Annotated in this window: 23 protein-coding genes; 10 read left to right on the top strand and 13 right to left on the bottom strand. The window is 60.6% G+C overall.

Annotation, left to right across the window (positions count from 1 at the left end; genetic code table 11):
• From J3361_RS07520 to J3361_RS07495, 6 genes are read left to right on the top strand one after another with little or no spacing between them, the layout of a single operon-like run.
• Positions 1-1452 (top strand): mannose-1-phosphate guanylyltransferase/mannose-6-phosphate isomerase, encoded by a 1452-nt coding sequence (locus J3361_RS07520; RefSeq protein WP_207963647.1) that lies wholly within the window; start codon positions 1-3, stop codon positions 1450-1452.
• Positions 1443-2240 (top strand): ABC transporter permease, encoded by a 798-nt coding sequence (locus J3361_RS07515; protein WP_207963645.1) that lies wholly within the window; start codon positions 1443-1445, stop codon positions 2238-2240. The genes J3361_RS07520 and J3361_RS07515 overlap by 10 nt, the downstream gene beginning before the upstream one ends.
• Positions 2240-3505, top strand: coding sequence for an ABC transporter ATP-binding protein (locus J3361_RS07510; protein WP_207963643.1), 1266 nt, complete (start codon positions 2240-2242; stop codon positions 3503-3505). Before J3361_RS07515 ends, J3361_RS07510 begins: the two co-directional genes overlap by 1 nt.
• Positions 3502-4869: a glycosyltransferase family 1 protein gene (locus J3361_RS07505; RefSeq protein ID WP_207963641.1), complete on the top strand. Its 1368-nt coding sequence runs from the start codon at positions 3502-3504 to the stop codon at positions 4867-4869. The genes J3361_RS07510 and J3361_RS07505 overlap by 4 nt, the downstream gene beginning before the upstream one ends.
• Positions 4860-5990, top strand: coding sequence for a glycosyltransferase family 1 protein (locus J3361_RS07500; protein WP_207963639.1), 1131 nt, complete (start codon positions 4860-4862; stop codon positions 5988-5990). The genes J3361_RS07505 and J3361_RS07500 overlap by 10 nt, the downstream gene beginning before the upstream one ends.
• Positions 5991-7121 (top strand): glycosyltransferase family 4 protein, encoded by a 1131-nt coding sequence (locus tag J3361_RS07495; RefSeq protein ID WP_207963637.1) that lies wholly within the window; start codon positions 5991-5993, stop codon positions 7119-7121.
• A gap of 128 nt (positions 7122-7249) precedes the next feature.
• Here J3361_RS07495 and J3361_RS07490 read toward each other — a convergent pair whose 3' ends face one another.
• Both J3361_RS07490 and J3361_RS07485 read right to left on the bottom strand, forming a co-directional pair.
• A complete protein-coding gene (locus J3361_RS07490; RefSeq protein ID WP_207963635.1) occupies positions 7250-7876 on the bottom strand; it encodes a glutathione S-transferase in 627 nt (208 codons plus the stop codon).
• A gap of 125 nt (positions 7877-8001) precedes the next feature.
• Positions 8002-8904: a LysR family transcriptional regulator gene (locus J3361_RS07485; protein WP_207963633.1), complete on the bottom strand. Its 903-nt coding sequence runs from the start codon at positions 8902-8904 to the stop codon at positions 8002-8004.
• 329 nt (positions 8905-9233) lie between these two features.
• Here J3361_RS07485 and J3361_RS07480 point away from each other — a divergent pair, with 329 nt between their 5' ends.
• Entirely contained in the window at positions 9234-11456 is a 2223-nt protein-coding gene (locus J3361_RS07480) for an LTA synthase family protein (RefSeq protein WP_207963632.1), read from the top strand.
• 53 nt (positions 11457-11509) lie between these two features.
• Here J3361_RS07480 and J3361_RS07475 read toward each other — a convergent pair whose 3' ends face one another.
• Complete coding sequence (locus J3361_RS07475) at positions 11510-12499, bottom strand: aspartate-semialdehyde dehydrogenase (protein ID WP_207963631.1); 990 nt, start codon at positions 12497-12499, stop codon at positions 11510-11512.
• A 130-nt stretch (positions 12500-12629) separates the two neighbouring features.
• On the opposite strand from J3361_RS07475, the gene ftrA reads away from it, so the two are divergent.
• Entirely contained in the window at positions 12630-13616 is a 987-nt protein-coding gene (gene ftrA / locus J3361_RS07470; RefSeq protein WP_207963630.1) for a transcriptional regulator FtrA, read from the top strand.
• Here the strand turns inward: ftrA and nudK are convergent.
• The 4 genes from nudK to J3361_RS07450 are packed head-to-tail and all read right to left on the bottom strand — an operon-like array spanning position 13613 to position 16972.
• Positions 13613-14209 carry a GDP-mannose pyrophosphatase NudK gene (gene nudK, locus J3361_RS07465; protein WP_207963629.1) on the bottom strand — a complete coding sequence of 199 codons (597 nt, stop codon included), beginning with the start codon at positions 14207-14209 and terminating at the stop codon, positions 13613-13615. The genes ftrA and nudK overlap by 4 nt on opposite strands.
• A 41-nt stretch (positions 14210-14250) precedes the next feature.
• Complete coding sequence (nadE, locus tag J3361_RS07460) at positions 14251-15084, bottom strand: ammonia-dependent NAD(+) synthetase (protein WP_207963628.1); 834 nt, start codon at positions 15082-15084, stop codon at positions 14251-14253.
• Position 15085: 1 nt separating this feature from the next.
• Positions 15086-16315 (bottom strand): nicotinate phosphoribosyltransferase, encoded by a 1230-nt coding sequence (gene pncB, locus J3361_RS07455; protein WP_207963626.1) that lies wholly within the window; start codon positions 16313-16315, stop codon positions 15086-15088.
• A gap of 9 nt (positions 16316-16324) precedes the next feature.
• Positions 16325-16972 carry a nicotinamidase gene (locus J3361_RS07450; RefSeq protein WP_207963624.1) on the bottom strand — a complete coding sequence of 216 codons (648 nt, stop codon included), beginning with the start codon at positions 16970-16972 and terminating at the stop codon, positions 16325-16327.
• A 183-nt stretch (positions 16973-17155) separates the two neighbouring features.
• On the opposite strand from J3361_RS07450, the gene J3361_RS07445 reads away from it, so the two are divergent.
• Positions 17156-17713 carry an adenylyltransferase/cytidyltransferase family protein gene (locus tag J3361_RS07445; protein WP_207963622.1) on the top strand — a complete coding sequence of 186 codons (558 nt, stop codon included), beginning with the start codon at positions 17156-17158 and terminating at the stop codon, positions 17711-17713.
• Positions 17703-18410, top strand: a complete 708-nt coding sequence (locus J3361_RS07440; RefSeq protein WP_207963620.1) for an NUDIX hydrolase — start codon at positions 17703-17705, stop codon at positions 18408-18410. Before J3361_RS07445 ends, J3361_RS07440 begins: the two co-directional genes overlap by 11 nt.
• A gap of 3 nt (positions 18411-18413) precedes the next feature.
• Here the strand turns inward: J3361_RS07440 and J3361_RS07435 are convergent, their stop codons facing one another.
• The 6 genes from J3361_RS07435 to J3361_RS07410 all read right to left on the bottom strand — a co-directional run bounded on the left by J3361_RS07435 (position 18414) and on the right by J3361_RS07410 (position 24998).
• Positions 18414-19670, bottom strand: a complete 1257-nt coding sequence (locus J3361_RS07435; RefSeq protein WP_207963716.1) for a HipA domain-containing protein — start codon at positions 19668-19670, stop codon at positions 18414-18416.
• Positions 19663-20121, bottom strand: coding sequence for a helix-turn-helix domain-containing protein (locus tag J3361_RS07430; protein ID WP_207963619.1), 459 nt, complete (start codon positions 20119-20121; stop codon positions 19663-19665). The genes J3361_RS07435 and J3361_RS07430 overlap by 8 nt, the downstream gene beginning before the upstream one ends.
• 192 nt (positions 20122-20313) lie before the next feature.
• Positions 20314-21744, bottom strand: a complete 1431-nt coding sequence (locus J3361_RS07425; protein ID WP_207963617.1) for an FAD-binding oxidoreductase — start codon at positions 21742-21744, stop codon at positions 20314-20316.
• A gap of 22 nt (positions 21745-21766) precedes the next feature.
• Complete coding sequence (locus tag J3361_RS07420; RefSeq protein WP_207963615.1) at positions 21767-22924, bottom strand: mandelate racemase/muconate lactonizing enzyme family protein; 1158 nt, start codon at positions 22922-22924, stop codon at positions 21767-21769.
• 70 nt (positions 22925-22994) lie between these two features.
• Entirely contained in the window at positions 22995-24515 is a 1521-nt protein-coding gene (locus tag J3361_RS07415) for a tripartite tricarboxylate transporter permease (protein ID WP_207963613.1), read from the bottom strand.
• Between the two features lie 9 nt (positions 24516-24524).
• A complete protein-coding gene (locus J3361_RS07410; RefSeq protein WP_207963612.1) occupies positions 24525-24998 on the bottom strand; it encodes a tripartite tricarboxylate transporter TctB family protein in 474 nt (157 codons plus the stop codon).
• Between the last annotated feature and the right edge of the window lie 56 nt (positions 24999-25054).

The following is a 25054-nucleotide window of genomic DNA, read 5'->3' as shown; positions in this document are numbered from 1 at the left end:
ATGCTCATTCCCGTGATTCTCTCCGGCGGAGCCGGGACGAGGTTGTGGCCGGTGTCCCGCGAGGGTCACCCCAAGCCTTTCATGCGCTTGCCCGACGGCCAATCGCTGCTGGGCAAGACCTATCGGCGGGCGGCGGGGTTGTTCGATGGCCGGGGCGATATCGTCACGGTCACCAATCGCGAATACTATTTCCAGAGCCGCGATCACTACCAAAGTGCCCACCTGGAGCGTCACCGTGGTCACTTCGTCCTCGAACCCGCGGGCCGCAACACCGCGCCAGCCATTGCCACGGCCACCCTCGCCATTGAGGCCTTGCATGGTGACGAGGCGATCCTGGTGGTCATGCCCGCCGATCACCTGATCCAGGACGAGGCGGCCTTCCAGGCATCCGTGGCGCACGCCGTGGAACTGGCAAAGAACGGCCACTTGGTGACCTTTGGCGTGCTGCCCTCGGCGCCGGAAACCGGATTCGGCTACATCGAACGGGGCCAGCCCCTGGACACCAAGGGCGCGGCCAGGGTCGTGCGCTTCGTCGAAAAGCCCGACTTGCCGACCGCCACGCAGTATCTGGAAAGCGGCCGTTTCCTGTGGAACTCAGGGATGTTCTGCTTCTCGGTCAAGACCCTGCTGGCGGAGTTGCATGCCCACGCCCCCGAGCTGCTGGAACAGGCGCGCGCCTGTGTCACGGCCAGCACGGCAGTGGAGACCTCAGGTTGTGTGCAGCAGGAACTGTCCGCGGCGCATTTCACCGACATGCCAGACATCTCCATCGACTACGCCCTGATGGAGCGCTCCGCCAATGTCGTGGTGATCCCGGCCACATTCGATTGGAGCGATATCGGTTCCTGGAGCGCCGTCGCCGGCCTGGTGCCTGCCGATGCGCAGAGCAACCGCGCCACCGGCGAGGCCCTGTTCATCGACAGCCAAAACAATTTCGTCCAAAGCGAAGGCCGCCTGGTGGCGGCCCTGGGTGTGGAAAACCTGATCATCATCGACACCGCCGACGCCGTGCTGGTAGCCCATGCCGACCGCGCCCAGGATGTGCGCCGCGTCGCCCGGCAACTCAAGGACAAGGCACACGAAGCCTATCGCCTGCACCGCACGGTCAGCCGTCCATGGGGCACCTACACCGTGCTCGAAGAAGGGCCACGCTTCAAGATCAAGCGCATCGTGGTCAAGCCTGGCGCTTCTCTGTCGCTGCAGATGCACCACCATCGCAATGAACACTGGGTGGTGGTCGAAGGCATGGCCAAGGTCACCAACAATGGCTCGGGCTCGCACCTGGTGGCCAAGAACGAATCGACCTTCATCCCGGCCGGCCACAAGCATCGCCTGGAGAATCCCGGCGTGATCGATCTGGTGATCATCGAAGTGCAAAGTGGCGAATACCTGGGGGAAGACGACATCGTTCGTTTTGAGGACCACTACGGCAGGGTCGACGCATGTTGCTGAGCTTGCCCTACTCCCTGTGGAACTACCGCGGCTTCGTCCTGGGCAGCGTCAAGCGCGAATTCCAGGCGCGATATCGCAACTCGCTGTTCGGCGCGTTGTGGACGGTGCTCAACCCGTTGTCGATGATCCTCGTCTACACGGTGATTTTTTCCCACATCATGCGTGCCCGCCTGCCCGGGGTGGAAGACGGCATGGCCTACAGCGTCTATCTCTGCGCCGGACTGCTGACCTGGGGGTTGTTCGCGGAGATCACCACCCGCAGCCAGGGCATGTTCCTGGAAAACGCCAACCTGTTGAAAAAGATCAGCTTCCCGCGGATCTGCCTGCCGGTGATCGTGCTGTTCAACGCCGGGATCAACTTCGCGATCATCCTTGGGCTGTTCCTCGGTTTCCTGTTGATCACCGGGCGCTGGCCAGGCATGACCCTGCTGGCCCTGGTGCCGCTGCTGGCCCTGCAAATCATGTTCGCCGCCGGGCTGGGCATGCTGCTGGGGATCCTCAATGTGTTTTTCCGCGATGTCGGGCAGCTGTTCGGCATTTGCCTGCAATTCTGGTTCTGGCTCACGCCGATCGTTTACCCGATGACGATCCTGCCGCCGTCGATCCAGCAACTGCTGGCCTTCAATCCCATGACCGCCCTGATGCAGAGCTACCAGAACCTGTTTCTCTACAACCAGTGGCCGGTCTGGAGTTCGCTGGTGCCGTTGCTGGTGCTCGCGCTGCTGTTGTGTGCCTTGGGCTTGCGCATGTTTCGCCGGCGCGGCGGTGAAATGGTGGATGAACTCTGATGGGACATTTGCGTGTCACCGGCCTGGGCAAGGCCTACAAGCAGTATCCGAACCGCTGGAGCCGGCTGTTCGAGTGGTTGATTCCCTTTTCCCGCCAGCGTCACCAATTGCACTGGATCCTGCAGGGTGTGGATTTCGAGATCCAGCCCGGGGAAGCCGTTGGCATCGTTGGGGTCAACGGAGCTGGCAAAAGCACATTGCTCAAGATGATCACCGGCACCACCCAACCCACCTGCGGGAACATCCAGCTACAAGGCCGCGTCGCCGCGTTGCTGGAATTGGGCATGGGCTTTCATCCGGACTTCACCGGTCGCCAGAACGCGTTCATGGCCGGTCAGTTGCTGGGCATGCAGGTGGAGGAAATCGAAGCCCTGATGCCCGAGATCGAGGGCTTCGCCGAGATCGGAGAAGCCATCGACCAGCCAGTACGCACCTATTCCAGCGGCATGCAGATGCGCCTGGCCTTCAGTGTCGCCACCGCCCGGCGCCCGGACATCCTGATCGTCGACGAAGCGCTGTCGGTGGGCGATGCCTACTTCCAGCACAAGAGCTTCGAGCGCATCCGCAGCTTTCGCAAGGCCGGCACCACGCTGCTGATCGTGTCCCATGATCGCTCGGCGATCCAGTCGATCTGCGACACCGCCATCCTGCTCGAACACGGGCGCATGGCCATGCGCGGCAAGCCGGAAGAGGTGATGGATTACTACAACGCGATGCTGGCCCAGCGCGAGGGCCAGGTGGTCCGCCAGGAGATGCTCGCCAATGGCCAGGTACGGACCATTTCCGGCACCGGCGAGGCCGGCATCGTTGATGTGCAGTTGCTCAACAGTCAGGGGCAGTCGGTGGAAGTGGCCGAGATCGGCCAGCCGATGGTGCTGCAAGTGCGGGTTGAGATCCGCCAGGACATCGAACGGCTGGTGCTGGGCTTTCTGATCAAGGACCGCCTTGGCCAGCCCATGTACGGCATCAACACCCATCGCCAGGACAAGGCCGTGACCGACCTCAAGGCCGGCGAACAGATCACCTTCCGTTTCAGTTTCGACATGCGCTTGGGCAAGGGCAATTACTCCGTCGCGCTCAGCCTGTCGCGGCTGGACTCGCACTTGGACCGTAATTTCGAATGGCGCGACTACGGGTTGGTGTTCCATGTGATCAATAATCGCCAAGAGGATTTCGTCGGCTGTTCCTGGCTCCAGGCCCGGACCAGTATCCAGCGTTCGAGCCAGACGGCCGTCGAGGCGGTGCCGCAAAAGGAGTTGCCATGAGCCGTCTGTTGGTGGAATGCACCTACGTCTATGAAAACCCGAAGGCCAACTCCGGGATCCAGAGAGTCGTGCGCAATGTCATCCGCGAATTACCGGCCAAAGAGCTTGGGCGCGAATGTATTCCCGTCGTGATGCTGCAAGGCAAACTCTACGAGGTTAAAAAACTGGCACCGCCGCCCACGAAAACGTGGGATCTGGTAAGCCTGCGCGAACGGCTGGAACAAGCGGCCAATCTGTTTTGGCTACGGCACCGGACGCTGGAATCGCGGCACGTCTTCAGCCAATCGGTCTGGGCGCGTCGCCTGTTGTACGTTGGCTGTCGGCTTTTCGTCTTCGGTTGCCTGAGCCTTCCGATTCGTCTACTCAACCTGCTCCTAAAAAACCGCCACGTTTCGCCACGCATCGCGCCGCTAGAGCACCGGGCCGGGGACCAATTGGTGTTGTTGGACTCCTCCTGGCACGCGGATTTCTTTCCCCTGGCCGAACAGCTCAAGCGCGATGGCGTCGGGATCATCTCGGTGGTTTATGACCTGATTCCCCTGACCCATCCACAATTCTGCGACGCTGGGCTGGTCAAGGTATTCAATCGTTGGTTCGACTGGATCGCCCGCACCGCCGACGGCTACGTCGCCATATCCACCACCATCCGCGACCAGCTTCGCCAGGAAATGGTCCGGCGCATTGGCGAGCAAGCGGTGCGCGAGCGCTGGTTCGACTATTTCCATTTAGGCAGCGAACTGGACCTGATGGATGCCACTCATCCCGTCGCCCCAAGCTTGCTGCAACTGTTCGAGCAAACCGAGCCGGTGTTCCTGATGGTCAGTACCATCGAGCCGCGCAAAAACCATGCTTATCTGCTCGATGCATTCGAGCGGGCCTGGGCCGCCGGTTCCCAGGCGCGGTTATGCATTGTCGGCAAGATCGGCTGGAAATGTGAGGCGCTGATTGAACGTATCAAGCGTCATCCGCAACTCAACAGCCGCCTGTTCATGTTTAACAACCTCTCGGACCAAAGCCTGGAACATGCCTATCGACACTCGACAGCGTTGGTGTTCCCGTCTTATGTGGAAGGCTTCGGCCTGCCACTGGTGGAAGCCATGCAGCGCGGCCTGCCGGCAATGGGCAGCGATATTCCGGTGTTTCGCGAAATCGGCGGAGAGTTCATGGCCTATTTCGATCTCGACGATCCCCAAAGCCTGGCGAACCTGGTCATCGACATGGAACACACCGGCGTATTCCCGGCCAAGCGCAACCTGGACCAATGGCAATGGCTGAGCTGGCGCCAGGCCAGTGCGCAATTGGTGGAGCGAATCGAGGGCCACATTGATGCTGCGGTTGTCGACAGGGAAACAGCATGCGGATAGCCCTCAATGCGCGCATTCTCCAGGGGCCCCGCACCGGCATTGGCCATTACGTAGCGGAACTGGCGATGGCCTTGGCCCGGGAGCCGGATGTCCAGCTGTCGCTGTTCCACGGCTGGGGCTGGAGCCCGCAATTGCCGCCAACAGCCAAGCCTGGCTATTCAAAACTGAGCCCCCTGCTGCGACGGGTTCCGGGCGCCTACCAAGCGCGGCGCTGGCTGGAGCAGAAACGCTTCGATCAAGGCCGTTCAACGGCTATCGACCTGTATCACGAACCCAGCCTGTGGCCGCTGGCTTTCGATGGGCCAACGGTGATCACCCTCCATGACCTCACGCACCTGCGCTACCCCGAGACGCAGCCACCGGCACGCCTGAAGGAAATCGAGCGGCGACTCAGCCGCGCAGTGGAACAGGCCCAGCTGATTCTGACCGACTCGCAGTTCATCGCCCATGAAGCCCAACAGCATTTCGGCCTTCCCGCCGAGCGCCTGCGGGTCGCGCCGCTGGGGGTGGGGGCACGTTTCCACCCGCGCGAACCGGAAGTGATCGACGCCGTGCTCAAGGTCCATGGCCTGGAACATGGCCGATATTTTCTCTGTGTCGGCACCCTGGAACCACGCAAGAACCTGTCGTTGGCCTTGCGCGCCCATGCCGAGCTCCCTGAGTCCGTGCGTCAGACCTTTCCCTTGTTCATCGTAGGAATGAGCGGATGGCAACAGGCACAGCTCAATGATGAATTGAAACGTGCCCTGGCAAGTGGTCATGTTTGCCTGGCGGGTTACCTGCCTGACGAACAGGTTGCCCAACTGTTGGCTGGGGCGCGGGCACTGGTTTTCCCGTCGTACTACGAGGGTTTTGGCCTACCGGTGCTTGAAGCCATGGCCAGCGGCACGCCAGTGATCACCACCCGCTGTTCGGCGATGCCGGAAGTCGCCGGGGCGGCTGGCATTTATTGTGAGCCCGACGACCCGCAAGGCATGCGCGACGCCATGGCGCGGTTGATCGAAGATCGCCTGCATTGGCAGGCGTGTCGGGAAGCGGGATTACAACAGGCTGCGCTGTTTTCCTGGGAACGCTGTGCAAAGGTCACGGCCCACGCGTATCGCCAGGTCTTGGGAGGTTGAATGCGAGTCCTGCACTTTTACAAAACCTATTTGCCAGACTCCATGGGTGGCATCGAACAGGTCATTTTCCAGCTGTGCGACAGCACTGACCGGTTGAGTATCGATAACACCGTGCTGGCCCTGAGCGGCCGGCCGGCGCCCGAGCCGATCAAGATTCGCCAGCATGTGGTTCATCAAGCTCGAATGGACTTCCAACTGGCGTCCACCGGTTTCTCCTACAGCGTTTTCAAGAAATTCCGTGAGCTGGCCGCCGAAGCGGACGTGATCAATTACCACTTCCCCTGGCCGTTCATGGACCTGGTGCACTTTTGCAGTGCCGCGAAAAAACCCTACGTCGTGACCTACCATTCGGACATCGTCCGCCAGCGACACCTGCTCAAGCTCTATCGACCGCTGATGCGACGCTTTCTGGACGGCGCCGACCGCATCGTCGCGGCCTCGCCGAACTATGTGCATACCAGCGATGTGCTCAAGGAATACAGGGCCAAGACCCGAATCATCACCTACGGCCTGAACAAAACCAGTTATCCACAGCCCGACGCCGAGCGCATGGCGGGGTGGAAGGCAAAACTGGGTGAGCGGTTCTTTTTGTTCGTCGGGGTGATGCGCTATTACAAAGGCCTGCACATTCTGCTCGACGCCCTGAAAGGCGTGGATTACCCGGTGGTCATCATGGGCGCTGGCCCGTTGGAAAAACAACTACATGCCCAAGCCGCAGCACTGGGCTTGCGCAACCTGCATTTCCTCGGGCGACTGGGGGACGAAGACAAGGTTGCGTTGCTGGAACTGAGTTATGCCATCGTGTTTCCTTCGCACCTGCGCTCCGAAGCCTTTGGCATCTCCCTGCTCGAAGGCGCGATGTTCGGCAAGCCGATGATTTCCAGCGAAATCGGCACCGGCACCAGCTACATCAACATCCACGAAGAGACCGGCCTGGTGGTGCCACCGAGTAACCCAGGGGCGTTCCGCGAGGCGATGCGAACCCTATGGGAAAACCCGGCGCAGGCCCAGGTAATGGGTGCCAGGGCCGAAGCCCGTTACCGCCAGTTGTTCACCTCCGAAGAGATGGGCCGCAAGTGGGTACAGTTATACGAAGAACTGTTGGAGGAAAAGGCGCTTTCCTACGCATAGGCCTGCCATGTGGGAGCAAAGCTTGCTCGCGAAACAGGCGCCTCGATCCCTGAAAGACCGCAGTGCCTTCATCGCGGGCAAGCCTTGCTCCCACCGTGACGATAACCCTCTCGCCACCGGGTTCCGTTTCAGGAATGCTTTTGCAACCCGACAACCGTCCGCGGCATGCCCACGAACCCGGGCAAGGCTTCGATCCGCGCCAGCCAGGCGCGCACATTGGCGTACTCCTCCAGCGACACATTGCCTTCCGGTGCATGGGCGATGTAGCTATAGCCGGCGATGTCCGCGACGGTCACCGCGTCACCCGCCAGGAAAGCACGGTTGATCAATTCCTGATCAATGACTTTCAACACAGTGTGGGAACGGGCAATCACGTCCTCGGCGTTGTAGGGCGCGCCAAACACCGTGATCAGCCGCGCCGTGGCCGGCCCCGCATGGATCGGCCCGGCCGCCGCCGACAACCAGCGCTGCACCCGTGCGGCGCCGACTGGATCGGTGGGCAACCAGCGGCCCTGGCCATATTTGTGCGCCAGGTACACCAGGATCGCGTTGGAGTCCGCCAGCACCACGCCGCCATCGTCAATGACCGGTACTTGGCCAAACGCATTGAGCGCAAGGAAATCCGCCTGTTTGTGCGCGCCCTTGGCCAAGTCGACGAAGATCTCCTCGACCGGCAGCTCAAGCAACGACAGCATCAGTTGAACGCGATGGGAATGGCCGGAAAGCGGGAAGTGATAGTGCTTGATAGGGTTCATGGTCGACTCCGCTGGAAGTGACGCCATCAGCACAACGGCGTCGATGGAGCCATCTTCCGCTTCAGGAAAAAACAAGAGAATCACCCAGAAATGCAATCCATTGTTTCAGCCAGAGAAACAATGCTTCAGCCGCTCAAGGCCGGATGTTCGCGCAAGGCACTGACGACGAAATCAACAAAACTGCGGACCCGCGCCGGCGCGTTGCGCCCGCCTTGGTACACCACATGGATCGGCAGCGGCGGCAATTCGAAATCGGCCAGGACGATTTCCAGCTCACCGGCGGCCACGTTGCCCGCCACCTGGTAAGACAGGACGCGTGTCATCCCCAGTCCCTGGCAAGCGGCAATGATCGCCGCCTGGTTGGCCGTCACCACCAGCCGTGGCACGGGCCGGACGGCCAATGGCTGGGCTGAATCGATGAAAGTCCAGCTTTTGACCTGGCCAATGGCCGACGACGCCACCACAGGCATTCGCTCCAGGTCATCCGGATGCCGGGGCCGCTCATGGCGCGCGAAGAAATCAGGGGAGCCGCATACCACCCGCCGCACTTCACCGACCCGCACGGCATGCAGGTTGCTGTCCGGAAGCTCGCCAATGCGCAGGGCAACGTCGATGCCCTCCTCCACCAGGCTGACCGTGCGGTCCAACAACAAGGCGTTGATGCTGACCTCAGGAAATCGGTGCAGGTAATCCACCAGCAGCGGCGTGATGAACGACTGGCCGAACAGTACCGGCGCGGTAATCGTCAACTGCCCCCGGGGCTGGACGTGACTACCGGCCGCTGAATCCTCGGCTTCCTGCAAATCGCTCAGGATCCGCCGACAGTCCTCGAGAAAGCGCTGGCCGGCTTCGCTCAGGTAAACATTGCGAGTGGTGCGCACCAGCAGTGGCGTGCCGATCCGTTGCTCCAACGCCGCCACCGCCCGCGTAACGCTGGCCGCCGACAGGCCTAGCCGCCGCGCCGCCGACGAAAAACCCGACGCCTGGGCCACGGCGAGGAAAACCTGCATTTCCTGGAACCTGTCCATCCATCCCCCGATGAGAAATCCTGATACAAGTTTTCTGCGCGCCTCAAAGCAGCGCCACGCGGCCATTGTAGAGGCCTGCGCCAGTGAACCACAGCGTAGCGCAGCCGGACACCAGGCCATTGGCCCGGCCAGGGACGACAGCCCTTGCTACCATCTCTCTTCATGACAGTTTCATGACCGACGGAAGACCCCTGTGGGAGCGAGCCTGCTCGCGATGGCGGTGTGTCAGTCACATGAACTCAGCTGATCCGGCGCTATCGCGAGCAGGCTCGCTCCCACAGGGGCAGTGTCCGTTCAGTAGAATGACTTCAACCGAAAGGCCTGCTTTTGTGAACGTTCTTTATCGCGCTTCAACTCATCCCCGCGCCTCGCTCATCGCCCTGATTGGCTGCGTATTGCTGGTCCCCATGGGCCTGCGTCTTGCCTTGGGCTGGTCCGATCCGCTGGGTTATCTCTCGGACCTGGGGATCGGCGGGTTGTTGATCGTGCTGCTCCATCGCCGTCCCGGGTGGCTGGCGTTCCCGGTATTACTGGTCTGGAGCGCATTGACGCTGGCCAGTATTGAGTTGGTCAGCGCTGTCGGGCGGATGCCCAATCCCTCGGACATTCATTACCTGACCGACCCGCAGTTCGTTGAGAACTCCACCAGCGGTGGCTTCGCCCATCCATGGCTGGCCGCAGTCCAGCTGGCAGCCCTGGCGTTGTGGCTGGTGAGCCAATGGACTCGCCGCCCACGCCAGGCGCCAGGCTTGCCTCGCCATGCCTGGGCCGTGCCGGTGTTGCTCCTGCTGAGCCACGGCGCACTGCAAGCCTGGCGCCCCAGTGAGGCGGACCAATGGAATGTGTTCAACCTGCCCCACCAACTCGTCACGGCGGGTATCGCCGCCGGGCAGGACCAAGCTCGGCATTGGCTCGATGGCGACACCGTGGACCCAATCCCGCCCATGGCAGGGTTGGCCCGCCTGGACCTCAATGGCACTAAGCTAATGGCCGAACCAGGACGTGCGCGCAACGTCCTGGTCATCGCCCTGGAGGGCATTCCCGGCGCCTACGTGAACGCTAACCGCCAAGCCTTGAAAAGCAGCTACCAGGAAAACCTGATGCCACACCTCAGCGCCTGGGCCGAGCGCGGCATGAACACCCCCGATTACGTCCTGCACAGCCACCAGACCATTCGTGGCTTGTACGCGATGCTGTGTGGCGATTACGACAAGCTCGCCGACGGCACGCCCAAAGGCGTCGAAATGCTCAACCAGACCCAGCGCAACCAGGCCTGCCTGCCGGCCCAGTTGCGCCAGAACGGCTTTTCCACACATTTCCTCCAGGGCGCAGGCCTGCGCTTCATGGCCAAGGACCGGATCATGCCGCACATCGGCTTCGACACGACCCTGGGCATGGAGTGGTTCACCCGCCCTGCCTACCTGGAGTTCCCCTGGGGCAAGGACGACAGGACCTTCTTCGAGGGCGCGCTGGACTATGTCGGGCAACTTCAACAAGCGGACAAGCCCTGGATGTTGACCTTGCTGACCGTGGGCACGCACCAGCCCTATTCCGCGCCGGATGAGTACCTGCAACGCTACGACACGGCCAAGCAGGCAGCGGTGGGTTACCTGGACGACGCACTGGCGAACTTCCTGGTGGGCTTGGAACGCCAGGGCATCCTCGATAACACCCTGGTGGTCATCACCTCGGATGAATCCCATGGCATCGACGATGTGCGGCTGGCCTCGTCCTGGGGGTTCAACCTGACGCTGGCGCCGGAACCGTTGCCCCGGATCAAGTCAGGCACCTACGGGCATGTCGACCTGACCGCCTCGATCCTCGATTACTTCGGCTTTGCAGTGCCCACGTCGTTGTCCGGCCGCTCGATGTTCAGGGACTACCCGGCGGGTCGGGAAATCATGTCGTTCACCAACGGCAAGCTGCGCTACCACGATGGCAAGGGCACGTTTACCGAATGCGATTTCCTCCAGCATTGCCGTTACTACAGCAGCGAAGGCTTCATCGCCGACCGCGCCACCTACGGCGGTCAATACAGCGGCCAGCGCGCCCGATTGATCAGCGCCCGGGCCACCGCCCTGGACCAGACCCTCTTGCGCACGCCCTTGAACCAGCATTATCAGTTCGGCAGCTCGGACAGAATCCCGCTGCCGGCCCAGGTCACCAACGACTGGACCGACAACCTGATCGGTGCCCAATACCTGGAAATGCCCAAGGGCTCACAGACCCGCGTCAGCCTGACCATTCGGGCCGTGGAAGCTGACCATGCCGCCTACATTTCCCTCAAGGCCAAGGAGTTCGAGCAGGATGTGGCAATGGACTTGCCGACCGAGGTGGCGGTGACCCCCGACCAGCCACTGGTGATGAACATCAGTTTCGACAACCCGCAGCAGCGCAAGGCGTTTTCCTTCCATCTGCTCGGTCATGGGGTCGGCGCCATCGAGATCAGCGACTTCAGCGTCGTGACCGAACAGCCGGATCAGGCAGGCCAGACGGACCAGCCGCAATACCTGGACGATATGCAGGAAGACAGCGAGGCCCAATCCAGCTGAACAAAAAACGCGCAGCCATGGCTGCGCGTTTCAATGTTCGGGGCCGAATTTGATCAATGTTTGATCAATTGCATGATTTCAAACGCATTCAAGGCCGCCCCGCGCAGCAGCTGGTCGCCGCTGATGAACAAGTCCAACCCGTACTCGCCGTAGATCAGGTTGTAGCGAATCCGTCCGACTTCCACCGCGTGTTTGTAGGTCGAGGTCATGGGCATCGGGTATGCGCCGTACTCCGGCTCATCCACCACTTCAACCCCTGGCGCGTTGCGTAACAGCTCTCGCACCTGCTCCAGCGACTGGATGGCGGTATTGAACCGCAGGCTGAGACTTTCGGCATGGGAACGCAAGGTTGGCACCCGGACCGCGGTGGTACTGATCGCCAGCGCCGGTTCATCAAGCACCTTGCGCAACTCCCAGACCACTTTCATTTCTTCACGGGTGTAACCGTTGGCCTCGAACGAATCGACCTGGGGAATCACATTGAAGGCCAGGTTATGGGCGAAGTGCTCGCTGTCATCGCGGTCGCCATAGTCGCTGAAAGACTTGGCCTTCTCCCGCAACTCGAGCATCGCCGGCTGTCCCGCGCCACTGGCCGCCTGGTACGTAGAGATGATCACGCTCTGCAGCCCGAACGCGTCATGCAGCGGACCCAGCACCATCAGTGCGATGGCTGACGAGCAATTGGGATTGGCGATCAATTTCTCGCCCCTGTAGCGCTGCCCATTGATGGGCGGTACGAGCAACGGAATCTCGTGGTGATAACGGAACGCCGATGAATTATCGATGACGTAGGAATTTTCCGCTAAGCGCTCACCGTACTCCAAGGCGAAAGCCCCGGAAACACACAGGAAAACGATATCGCAGGCGGCGCAACCTTCAAGGGAAAAAGGCTCGATCAGATGTCGCGTCCTACCCACCGCCAAACGTTTTCCCGCCGAACGCCCCGAGGCCATGCAGACCACTTTATAGTCGGTATTTTCAAGCAATTGCAGCAGGGTCATGCCCACTGCACCGGTGCAGCCCACCACGGCGACTTTCTTCATTTCCCGTCCCTTATCCACCTTCGCAAGGCTCAACCGTCTTGGTTTCCCTGATTGCCTGCGATCGATTGTAGGGAGACCGGCCAGTCCGCTACAGTGCGGCGCAAGACAATAAACGGTGGAATCACGCCAAATGCACGCTCACCCCGGAACCGTGGCGATCCTGGTTTATGAAGGCTTGTGCGTATTCGAATTTGGCATCGCCCTGGAGATCTTCGGCCTACCGCGCCCGGAACTGGATGGAGCGTGGTATGACCACCAAATCGTCGCCGTCGATCCAGGACCGATGCATGCCCTGGGCGGCCTTCGGATAGCCGTCGACGCGGGGCTCGAAGCCCTGGACAGCGCGCGAACCATCATCATCCCCGGCTGGCGCAGCCACCACGAACCACCGCCCGAGGCGTTGTTGCAAGCACTGCGCCGCGCCCACGCCCGCGGCGCACGCCTGTTGTCGATCTGCTCGGGTGTGTTTGCCATGGCCGCCACCGGGCTGCTCGACGGCAAGACCGCGACCACCCATTGGCAATTCTGCGCGGAACTGGCCGAGCGATTCCCGCTGATCAAGGTTGATCCAAACGTGCTGTATGTCGATTCCGGGCCATTGATCACCTCCGCCGGCAGCGCGGCGGGCATTGACGCCTGCCTGCACCTGATCGCCCGGGACTTCGGCACGCATGTCGCCAACTCGGTGGCCCGTCGCCTGGTCATGGCGCCGCAACGGACCGGCGGCCAGGCGCAATTCATCGTCGCCCCGGTGAGCAAGTCGCCACGCAACGAACTGAGCCGCGTCCTGCAGTGGCTTCGAGAGCACCTGGATCAACCCTTGAGCGTCTGCGACATGGCGGCCCGCGTCGCCATGAGCGAGCGGACCTTCCTGCGGCGCTTCGTCGAGACCACCGGCCTGCCGCCCAAGACCTGGCTGCAACAGGAACGCTTGAACCGGGCCCGGGAGCTGCTGGAAAGCACCGACCAGAGCACGGCCGGCATCGCCCAGGCTTGCGGCTATCGGTCGGTGGAAAGTTTCCGCGCCGCGTTCCGCAACGCTGTCGGTTTGCCGCCCACCGCCTATCGCGAACGATTCGGCTGCGGCGCGCCCCGCCCACGGCAGGCCCGGGGCTAATCCAGCAACCGGTGCAGCTTGGCGTATTGCAATAGCATGATGGTCTTGCCGTCGCAGATTTCCCCGGTCTCGATCATGCCCAAGGCCTGGTCGAGAGGCAGCTCCAGCACTTCGATTTCCTCGCCCTCGGCTTCCAGGCCACCGCCTTCGTGCTGTTTGTCTTCGTCGAAATATTCGCCGACGAAAAAATGCACCCGCTCCGTCACCGAGCCCGGGCTCATGAAGGCGTCGAACACCTTGCGCACGTCCTGGATGATATAGCCGGTTTCCTCCTGGGTTTCCTTGCGGATGCAGGTGTGCGGATCGTCGTTGTCCAACAGGCCGGCGCAGGTTTCTATCAACAGGTCATCGTGGCCGTTGACGAAGGCCGGGAAACGGAATTGCCGGGTCAACACCACCGTTTGCTTGGCCTTGCTGTAGAGCAGGATGGTGGCGCCGTTGCCGCGGTCATAGGTTTCGCGCGTCAGCTCGCGCCATTGGCCGTTGCGGCCGAGGTAGTCATAGGTGGTCTTGCGCAGCACGTACCAATCGTCCGAGAGGACTTCGACGTCCTTGATGCGCACGCGATCCTTGATGCTGATTGCCTGTGTCATGTGCCACTCCGTTCGAGGCCAAAGGTCCCATTAAAACCCTATTACAACGATACCGGCACGCGGGGCAATGCTCGTTTGTGGGCAGTCTTGAGGTAGGCGCGTTCAATGATCTGTTGTGCCTGCGACGACACCGCTTCGCCCATCAGGTACGCATCGATTTCCTCGTAGCTGCAGCCATATGCCACTTCATCCAACTTACCGGGTGCCAGGTCTTCCAGATCCGCAGTCGGAGCCTTGCCCACGAGATGCGCAGGGGCACCCATCGCGTCCGCCAACCATCTCACCTGGGTTTTGGTCAGCCCGGACAGCGGTGCCAAATCGCACGCGCCGTCGCCGAACTTGGTGAAGAAACCCATCACCGCTTCCGCCCCATGATCGGTTCCCACCACCAATCCGTTGCTCAGATTGGCAATGGCGTATTGCGCCAGCATCCGCGCCCGGGCCTTGGCGTTGCCTTTGGTAAAGTCGGTGAGTTCGGCCGAAGGCTGCAAGCCGTCGATGGCGACATTGTCCATCAACCCGTCGACACACGCGGCGATGTTGCTGGTGGTGATCACGTCCGGCCGGATGAAGTCCAGGGAAGCCTGGGCGTCCTGCTCATCGGCCTGGGCCTTGTACGGCAGCCGGACCGCGATGAACCGCGCTGCGTAGTCTTCCCCTCGCAGTTGCTCCACCGCCAACTGGCAGAGGCGACCGGCGGTGAGCGAGTCGACGCCGCCACTGATCCCCAGGACCAGGGACTGGCAATCCGACTCGCGCAAGATCTGCTTGATGAACTCGACGCGGCGGGCAATTTCGGTTGTTACGCCACCCTGAGTGAGTTGACGATCGATGCCCAGATCCCGGGCAATGTTCTCTTGGACAAGCGCAGTCATATCAAGCTCCCAACTGTGGATTGATCAGGGCGACGTTGAACACTTGGGCGGCGTAGCGCAGGAACGAGACGTCCTCGCAGACGTTCTTGATCGGATCGTCGGAGAACTTCACGACCGGTTCGCCGTGGACCCGCACCAGTTTCATGACGATGCTCAGCGGTTCCACACCGTCGACATCGCAGGCCAGGCTGGTGCCCATGCCAAAACCGAATTTGGCCTTGCCGCGAACATGACGCAGGATCGGCAGGCACTTCTCGAAATTGAGGCCATCGGAGAACATCAGGTCCTTGGTGCGCGGGTCGATGCCCAGCTCTTGGTAACGCCCCAGCACCTTGTCCGCCCAGACGATCGGGTCACCGGAATCCTGACGCAGGCCGTCATAGAGCTTGGCAAAGTACAGGTCGAAATCCTTGAGGAAAAAGTCGGTGCTGATGCAGTCCGTCAGGGCGATACCGAGGCGGCCGCGATACTCGCGCACCCAGTTTTCCAACGCCGCGTTCTGGCTCTCGCGCAAGCGTCCGAGTTGCTGGTGCACCATCAGCCATTGGTGGGCCATGGTGCCGATCAGCGGGAGATCGAACTCGTAAGCCAAGTGGGCGTTGCTGGTGCCGACAAAAACCCCGGGGAAATCGCTGCGCATGACATTCACCACTTCACGCTGGGCCTTGAACGACAGCCGCCGGCGGGTGGAGAAGTCTGAAACGCGAAACTCGGCGAGTTCTTCACGGCTGGCATTTTTCTCCAGCCATTCGAACTTCTGGTACAGCTTGCGAGTGACATCGGCCAACTCGACTTCGGGGTACTTCTCACGGTTGCGCAGTTCGCTGACCATCGCCAATACCGGTTGCTCGAACATGATGCAGTGCAGCATCGGCCCACGGACGCGGATGTGCAGTTGGCCGTCGACTTCCGAAACGTGGATGTAGCGCAAATTGAAGCGAAACAGGCCGAGAAACTGTTCGAAGTCCGGTGTCAGGTACTCGCGAAAACGCTTGTTGAACAGGAACCGCTGCTCCCCCTCGCGCAACTGTAACCCGGCGAGTTTTTCCAGTTCGACACGGATGTCCGGAATCAGGTGACCGAGCCGTTCCTTGGAACGCACGATGAACTGGTATTCCACCTCGACATTCGGGTGCTGGTGCAAGACCGCCTGCATCATGGTGAAGGTGTAGTAGTCGGTATCCAGAAGACTCTGGATGGTGCCGCAGTTTGTATCGAATGCACTGTCCATGTCTGTTCCTTATGCGTTTGCCAGGCGGAGGGTGTCTTCGCGCGTCGCGGCGACCGAGACGCCCGCTTGCTGCATGTCTTGAACGGCTTGAACGGCCCCCTCCTCGCTGATGGCCCGGCAGGCCGGGAGGTGAATGATCACCTTGAAGCCAGCGGCGGCCAGTTGCAGAGCAGTGGTCTTGACGCAGAAATCCAGCGCCAGCCCGCCAACGATGACCTGCTCCACAGCTTGGCCTTTGAGGTACTCGATCACGCCGGTGGACAGCTTGCCGTGCAGGTCGTGGTAGCAGGCGCCGTACGGGTGCAAATCCGGCTCGACACCCTTCCAGACGAAATAGTCGTAGTCGTAGGGGGTCGGCAGTTGATCCAGCAAGGCGAAACCTTCGGTACCAGGAACGCAGTGGCTGACCCAGGTGATGTCGGCGTGCTCGAGCCCGGTCGGCACGAACATTTGTGCGTGATCGGCGACCACCCAAGGGGCCAAGGGCGAATGAGCGTCCTTGCTGCCGATACGGAGGCTGGCCAGGGACGCGATGAAATTCAGCTCACCGGCAATCTGGTCACCGCCCGGCACCGGGAGCTCATCGGGGCATAGCGGCGTGAAGCTCTTTTGCGCATCGACATCGAAGGAAGCGGTTTTCCGGGTCAGGCTGTTCATGCTGGGTTTCTCCTCTTCATGGCCACGAGAGTACATAAGGTGTACTTTCATGACAAGTCACTTGCAGAAATTATTTTTGGTGAGCTTTCTTTTGAAGGACCCAATGATTCATAGCACACCCTATTTTCATCAAAAAGATTTTGCTGCTAGAGTACATGTCATGTACCAAAAGAGGACGAAACCATGTTCGAGATTGCCCTGTACGGCGGTGCCTTCAATCCCCCTCACGCCGGTCACGCCCAAGTGATGATCGAAGCCTCACGCCAGGCCAGGCGCGTGCTGGTGGTCCCCAGCTTCCGGCATCCCTACGGCAAGCAAATGGTCGACTATGAGGTGCGCCTGAACTGGCTGGAATCGATCGTCGAAAAGGTGCAGCCGCTGTGCTGCGCCGAAGTGCGCGCAAGCCGGGTGGAGCAAGTCGTGGCCCGTGGCGTCGAAGGCGCCATTTTCAGCTACACCCTGCTCGCCCACCTCGCCGACAGCCTGGCCCTGGACGGCAAGCGGATTGCGTTAGTGGTGGGTCGGGATGTCGCGGATCAGCTGTCGACCTTCTATCGCGGCCAGGAATTGCTGGAGCGTTTTTCCATTCTTTGCGTCGAGGAAAGAATCCATGTGCGCAGCACGGCGGTTCGCGACCGACTGGCCTTGGGCAAGCCGTTGCCTACGGACTGGATAGCACCCGGCATGAACCCGTTAAACTATGACCTTTACGCTACCCACGGAAATCGACATGCCCACTAGCACAGCCCCTGCGCGCGGTTATCTGCACACCATCGACCTCTGTGTGCTGCGCTTCTGCCGGGAGACCCAGGCGCTGGAAATCCTCCTGAACCGCCGGGAAGCCGAGCCGTTCGCCGGCCATTGGGCGCTGCCCGGGATCGTGGTCAATGGTGGCGTCGAAGACCTCACGCTGAACGACGCCGTGGAGCGCCTGCGCAATTCAAACAAGGTCGGCATGCCGCTGGCGTGGATCGAACAAGTCGGCACCGTCGGCGACGCGTTCCGCGATCCGCGCTGTTGGTCGTCATCGACGTTCTACCTGGCGATTGTCAGCGAAGCGGTCCAGCTCGCCGAACACCAGGGATTTTTCCCCCTCAAAGACGTCGCTGACGCCTCGATCAAACTCCCTTTCGATCACAACAGCCTGGTGGCGACGGTCCAGGAGCGGTTGTTGTCCAAAGCCCTCTACAGCAGCCTGCCGCTGATGTTCCTGGGCCCTGAATTCAGCGCGCCGGAAGCGGTGAACATCTTCTCCGTAGTGCTCGATCGTCCGGTGCTCAAGACCAGCATGCGCCAGCGCTTGCTGAAGATGACCGAGGCGGGCTATTTGCAGGAAACCGGCCGCAAGAAAAGCGGCGACGGCGGCCGCCCGCAACGAACGGTGGAAAATCTCAAACCGGCCAGCGTTTATCTTTTTGATCGGTGTTTTCTGGAGTAGCGTTTAGCGGGCAAGGGCGAATGCTGGCGCTATCCGCTCCTGCTCGCTAGCGGCAATCCCCAGATAGCGCGCAACCTTGGGCCACTTCCTGACGACGCCCTGGAATCTCTCGATTGTGTGTCTGGCATCGTCAACAGAAACGCGGAAATAGCCGGCCACGCTCATTGCCAAATCCAGGTCTATTGCGTTATCTGCCTCTGAAACGTTGAGTCTCAAGCCAGTGTCGCCAGGGACAGGGTTCATGTCATATGCAGGCGAAAGACGCCAACCGCGCCCTGGCTCCATTAGGAAGCCATGGTTTCGTAGGTGATCGTCAGTATTCGAAACTAGCATGTTGAAGACAATTCTTCGCCAAAGCTCGGGAATATCTACGTCGGGGGCCGCCCCCTCCCTTACCAATACCTCTGCTATCTCCAGATAACTGGCCCCAGTCTCATGCCCATCACCATCTTGGCGGTCCGTCAGGGTCATCGCTGAAGCAAAGTGCAGTCGGCCACCCGTTGCTGTTCTGTCAAAGCGTTTAACCATGAAACAGTGGTACTCACTCGCATACCGTTGCGCTTTTCCTTCGGCAACAGAGAGACCACAGCCTTGGGCCAATGTGTTGACGACCATCTCCCAGCCCCCCACGTCGTGGGTGTCTTTATTACTCGGAAACTTCCCTATCCAAAGGGCGTGATCGTCATCCACTACGCTTGCCTTGGGCCTCGCTCCACCCAGAGAGCCGCCTGGAGCGATGAGCATTCGAATCCAGTCCTGACCCTGAGCCCCCCAATCCTCTCCAGCTTCAAATCGACGCGAAGCCTCTTCAAGCTCACGCATGCGGGCCATGGGAGGGGCGGCTTGCTCCACATGGTCGTCAAGGAACGCGCCTTCTTCCTCAACTTTGAAACGCAGCCCTCCTACCCGGTAGGCGTCGTGAACACCGATGAGGTAGTCCGAGTCAAATAGCCGTGCATCCCGCGACACAACGCCTGCTCTCTTGTCTCGCTCCAAGCGACGATCCATCAGCAATCGCCCCCATCGATCAGGCGAGGAGTCCGATACGCACCCAAAGCAATTTCTCGCTGGATATTGCCGCCCTTCGTAAGGCTGAATCCGAGGGTCGATCGCAATCTGAGTGTGAATGGTTTGAAGAACAGCCCGCTCGTACTCGAACTCCATACGCTCGGATCCTGCCAATCTGCGGGAATGAAGGGTTCCAAGCAGTACTGGTGCTGTTTCATTCCAGTCTGCGTAGACGAAAATCCTTTCAGGCATCGTCATCCCCTAGAAGTTTCTTAGCCAGTTCAGAGCTTGTCTGGCTTCGATTGTCGGAGGCTGGTGATGTAGAACTATTCTCTTTTGCGGAGACGCTGACCAAGTTGTCCCAATGAAACTGAGGCAGCTGTACTTTTGGCTTGATGTGCTCGACTGTAGAACGCCCTTTCAATTCAGCATCTTGCAGATCACGCCCTAACTCATCCGTGCGTGCGAGCAATTCAAGGTCCTTCTCCAACCCCAAGGCGACTAGCACCGAAACATAAGCGCCGATGGTCACAGCTGGGCTGCCACTCTCCAGCGCCCTCAACGTAGGGGCGCTCATGCCCGCCCGCGCAGCCATTTGCGCCGCGGTGATCTTACGGCGCTTACGAGCCAGCTCGATCCGTTCGCCGAACTGGCGCAGGAGCCGTTCAGCTGAAGGCATGAGAGATGCTGTTTTTTTAGGCATGACAGTATTTTTTCAATTTTTCCGCAGATTTGAAAAAATACTAGCACACGATATCCTTTCAAAATCGCTAATTGGTAGCTAAGTGTGAAAGTATTTTTTCATAACTAGCCAAATAATCGAAAAATACCTTTCAATCGCTTCATCCATTTCCTGTCCAACATTCAGCGGGGAGGCCAGTAACGGCCGATTCGATCACTCCAGCCCGGCAGTAAAGACCTTGCCAGGGTTCATCAGCCCCGCCGGGTCCAGCGTGCGTTTGATGGCGCGCATCAGCTCGATCTCCAGGGGATCCTTGAACTGGGCTGCGGCATGAGGCTTGGCTTGTCCCAGTCCATGTTCAGCACTGATGCTGCCGTTGAAGGTACTCGTCATCCGGTAGATGACCTGCATGATCGCGTGTTCGCGGGCCTTGAACGAGGCGTCTTTATCGCCGACCGGCTTGCTGATGTTGTAGTGCAGGTTGCCGTCACCCATGTGGCCATAGGAAACGATGCGCACGCCCGGAAAGTCCTGTTGCAGTGCGCGGTCGGTGCGCTCGATGAATTCCGGTATCCGGCTCACGGGCACACTGATGTCATGCTTGAGGCTCGGGCCCTCATGATTCTGCGCCTCGGAAATACCTTCGCGCAGCGCCCACAACGCAGCCGCCTGCGCCTGGCTGCTGGCCAATACCGCGTCGATGACCCAACCGCGTTCGAAAGCATGGGCCAGGCCGTTTTCCAGCAATAGCGCCAAGGGCGCGTCGGGCACTGTGTCGCGCAGTTCGATCAATGCATACCAGGGATGTTTGGTTTCCAGCGGATCACTGCAACCGGCCACATGGTCCAGAACAAAGTCCAGGCTCTGGCGCGACATCATCTCGAAGCCCGTCAGGCGGTCGGCGCACAGGCTGCGCACATGGCCGATCAAGTCCACCGCCGCTTGCGGCGAAGGCAGCGCCACCCAGGCTGTCGCGGTGCTGTGGGTCGCCGGAAACAGTTTCAGCACCGCCGCCGTGATGATGCCCAACGAGCCTTCCGAGCCGATAAACAAATGCTTGAGATCGTAGCCGGTGTTGTCCTTGCGCAGGCCACGCAAACCGTTCCAGACTCGTCCGTCCGGCAGTACCACCTCAAGCCCGAGGGTCAGCTCACGCATGTTGCCGTAGCGCAGCACCGCCGTGCCGCCGGCATTGGTCGCCAGATTGCCGCCCACCGTGCAACTGCCCTCCGCTCCCAACGACAGCGGGAACAGGCGACCGGCCTGGCTGGCGGCGTCCTGTAGCTGCTGCAGGATCACCCCGGCCTCGACCGTGATGGTTTCATTGGCCAGGTCGATTTCACGGATGCGCCGCATACGGGTCAAAGACAACACCACCTGGCTGCCGGAAGCATCCGGAATCGAGCCGCCACACAAACCGGTATTGCCGCCCTGGGGCACCAGCGCCACCCTGGCTTCGTGGCAAAGCCGCACCACTGTGGCCACCTCCTCGGTTGTGGCGGGCCTGACCACCAACGCGGCCTGGCCTTGGTAGGCGTTGCGCCAGTCTGTGAGGTAACTGGCCATGAGGGCCGGATCGCGTACCACACCCGCAGCGCCCACCACCCGCTCGATGCTGTGGATAAACTCAGGACTCAACGCCATGCCGGGCTCCTCGTCGACCTGATCACGGGCGCCGCCCGATCTCGATCTGGTCCGCCGTCCATCCCGCCACGCGCTCGCTCAAGGACAGGCCAAGGCCAGGCCGCGTAGGCACCAGCATTCGTCCGTCACGGGTTTCCATGCGTTCGTTGAACAACGGCTCCAGCCATTCGAAATGTTCCACCCACGGCTCGCGACTGTAGGTGGCGGCCAGATGGATGTGCAGTTCCATGGCAAAGTGCGGCGCGATCATCAGCCCCGCTTGTTCGGCCGCTGCCTGGACTTTCAGGTAAGGCGTGATGCCACCGACACGCGGGGCATCGGGCATCAGATAATCCGCCGCACGCAGCTTGATGAATTCCCAATGCTCGGCAACGCTGGTGAGCATTTCACCGGTCGCGATCGGCGTATCGAATTGCTCGGCCAGCGCGGCATGACCTTCGGCGTCGTAGCAGTCCAACGGTTCCTCGATCCAGACCAGATTGTATTGTTCCAATTGGCGGCACATGCGTTGCGCGGTGGGTCGGTCCCACTGTTGGTTGGCATCGACCATCAAGGGGAAGCCCTCCCCCAGGTGTTTGCGAATGGTACTGACCCGATGCAGATCCAGCGCCTGGTCAGGCTGGCCGACCTTGAGCTTGATCCCGCCGATACCCTTCTCCCGAGAGAGGTCAGTATTGATCATTAATTGATCAAGCGGTGTATGCAGGAATCCACCCGATGTGTTGTAGCACTGGACAGAATCGCGATGGGCACCCAGCAAGCGAGCCAGGGAAAGATTGGCCCGCTTGGCTTTCAAATCCCACAGGGCGACATCAAATGCGCCGATCGCCTGGGTTGCCAGGCCGCTGCGCCCCACCGAGGCACCTGCCCAGCAGAGCTTGTCCCATAGCTTGGAAATGTCGCTGGGGTTTTCGCCAAGCAGGCTGGGGGCGACTTCCTGGGCATGGGCAAATTGCCCGGGGCCACCGGCGCGCTTGGAATAGCTGAACCCCAGGCCACGGTGGCCGTCCCTGGTTTCGATTTCCACGAACAGAATGGCGATTTCGGTCATTGGCTTTTGCCGACCGGTCAACACCTTGGCGTCGCTGATGGGGTTGGCCAACGGCAGGAAAACCGAGGCCACGCGCACCCAGGCAATGCGGTCGTCGTCGGCCGAAGGCGTTTGAGGCGTGTCTTGCATGACTGTGCTCCGAACGGTTGGGTTCGGCTGCTGCAACACGGCGTCGTGTTACAGCAGCGAATGCAATGGGCTAGCTGCGCATCAATTCAATCGCCGCACTTTTGCGGTTGCGAATGACCGTCACCAGGTGCCAGGAGATGGACGCGGCGGCCAGGATGAGGAAGCCCGCCGAGATGGGATTGGTCAGGAAGCCGCCGAAATTGCCATCGGACAGCATCAAGCCGCGACGCAAGTTGGTTTCAGCCATCGGACCGAGGATGAAACCAATAATGAACGGTGCAATCGGCAAACCGGCCTTGACGAACCCATACCCCAGCAAGCCAAACAGCAGCACCGCCCAGACGTCGAAGATCCGGCTGTTCAGGCCAAAGGCACCGACCACACAAAGCACCAGGATGATCGGCAACAGGATGTGCTTGGGCACCGCCAGCAACTTGATGAACATGCGCAGGCCGTAGAACTCCAGCACCAGCATCAGCACGGAAGCGAGGATCAGCGCGGCGAAGATCGTATAGACCAACGGTGCCTGGCTGATGAACAGCAGAGGCCCGGGCTGAATGCCGTGGATCATGAAACCACCGAGCATCACCGCCGTGGTGGTGTCGCCGGGAATGCCCAGCGTCAGCAGGGGAATCATCGCGCCGCCAATACCGGCATTGTTCGCCGTCTCGCTGGCGACCACACCGTCGATCTTGCCTTTGCCGAACTCCTCCGGGGTCTTGGAACGTTTCTTCGCCACGATGTAGGAGACGATATTCGACGTACCGGCACCGATGCCGGGCAAGATGCCGATGCCCAGGCCGATCAGGGATGAACGGGTAGCATTGGGCAGTTGGCCGACGAACTCCTTCATCGAAAAACCAAAACCTTTCACGCCTTTCATGCTGACGTGCTGGGGTTTGGCCCGGTGGCTCAGGCGCGCGCTTTCCGCGAACTTCAGCACTTCGGCGACCGCGAACATACCGATCATCACCGTGAGCATGGCGAAGCCGCCGTTGAGGCTCGGCAGGTCAAAGGTGAACCGACGGATAGCCTCGACCGGGGCGATCCCCACGGTGGAGAAAGCAAAGCCCAAGGCACCGGCAAACAAGCCTTTGACCAGCGAGCCGGTGGACAGCGTGGCAATCAACGTCAGCGAAAAGATCGCGATGGAGAAGTATTCGTGCGGGCCAAAGCTCAGGGCCAGTTCCGCCAGGATCGGGGCGATGAACATCAGCGCGGCGATACTGAAGATCGTGCCGAGGAACGAGAACACCACGCCAATCCCAAGCGCCTTCACGCCCAGTCCCTTCTTCATCAGCGGCCAACCATCGAACGTCGTCGCGATGGAGGCCGGCGTTCCCGGTATGTTGAGCAATATCGCCGATATCAGCCCTCCCGAGGTAGCGCCAACGAACAGCGCCACCAACAGCGCCAGGCCAGGGCCGGGGCCCATCGAGTACGTCAGCGGCAAGCACAGCGCGATCGCCATGGTGGCCGAGAGGCCGGGCACCGCGCCAAAAACGATCCCCACCGCAACGCCAAGGGTGATCAGCAGAAAAACGTAGGGTGTCAGTACGGCTGCGAAGCCTGTTTGCATGAGCTCAATCATGGCCGTCCCCTAGAAATCCAATAAACCGACAGGCAGGAGCAAGTCGAAGCCATGACGAAAGATGTAAAAAATCAGGACAGACGAGACGACCGCGATCAGCGCGTATCGCAGGTGCTTGACCTTTTCGTCCGCCGGGGTCAACACGATGAACTGGGCATAGAGATAAAGCACTGTCGTGATCACGAAACCCACTGGCTCCATCAGCACCGTATAAAGCAGCACCAACGCCAAGGACTTGATGACCGTTGGGTAATCGATCGCCTCTGACTTTTCCGTGGGTTCGGCACTTTTGTTCGGCAACTTTCGCCATGCCCACAATTGCAACGCGCCCAACAGGCACAACGCGATGGCCAATATCCAGGGTACAAACGCGGCATCGACCGTCCCGCGACGCGGCAGGTTCAGGGTCAATACCAGGTAAGCGATGCCGGCGCCGAGCATGGCCAGGCCGGCGATCAACTCGTTTCTTTTATAGGAATCCATACAGGCTCCTCTTGCTGGGAAGGACGGGGTGTCGGGTGCTGGCCAGCGCGGCACGC

Origin of the sequence: Pseudomonas sp. OA65, assembly GCF_017498305.1 — a bacterium.
GTDB lineage: Bacteria > Pseudomonadota > Gammaproteobacteria > Pseudomonadales > Pseudomonadaceae > Aquipseudomonas > Aquipseudomonas zanjanensis.
This window is presented reverse-complemented; position numbering and strand designations above follow the sequence as displayed.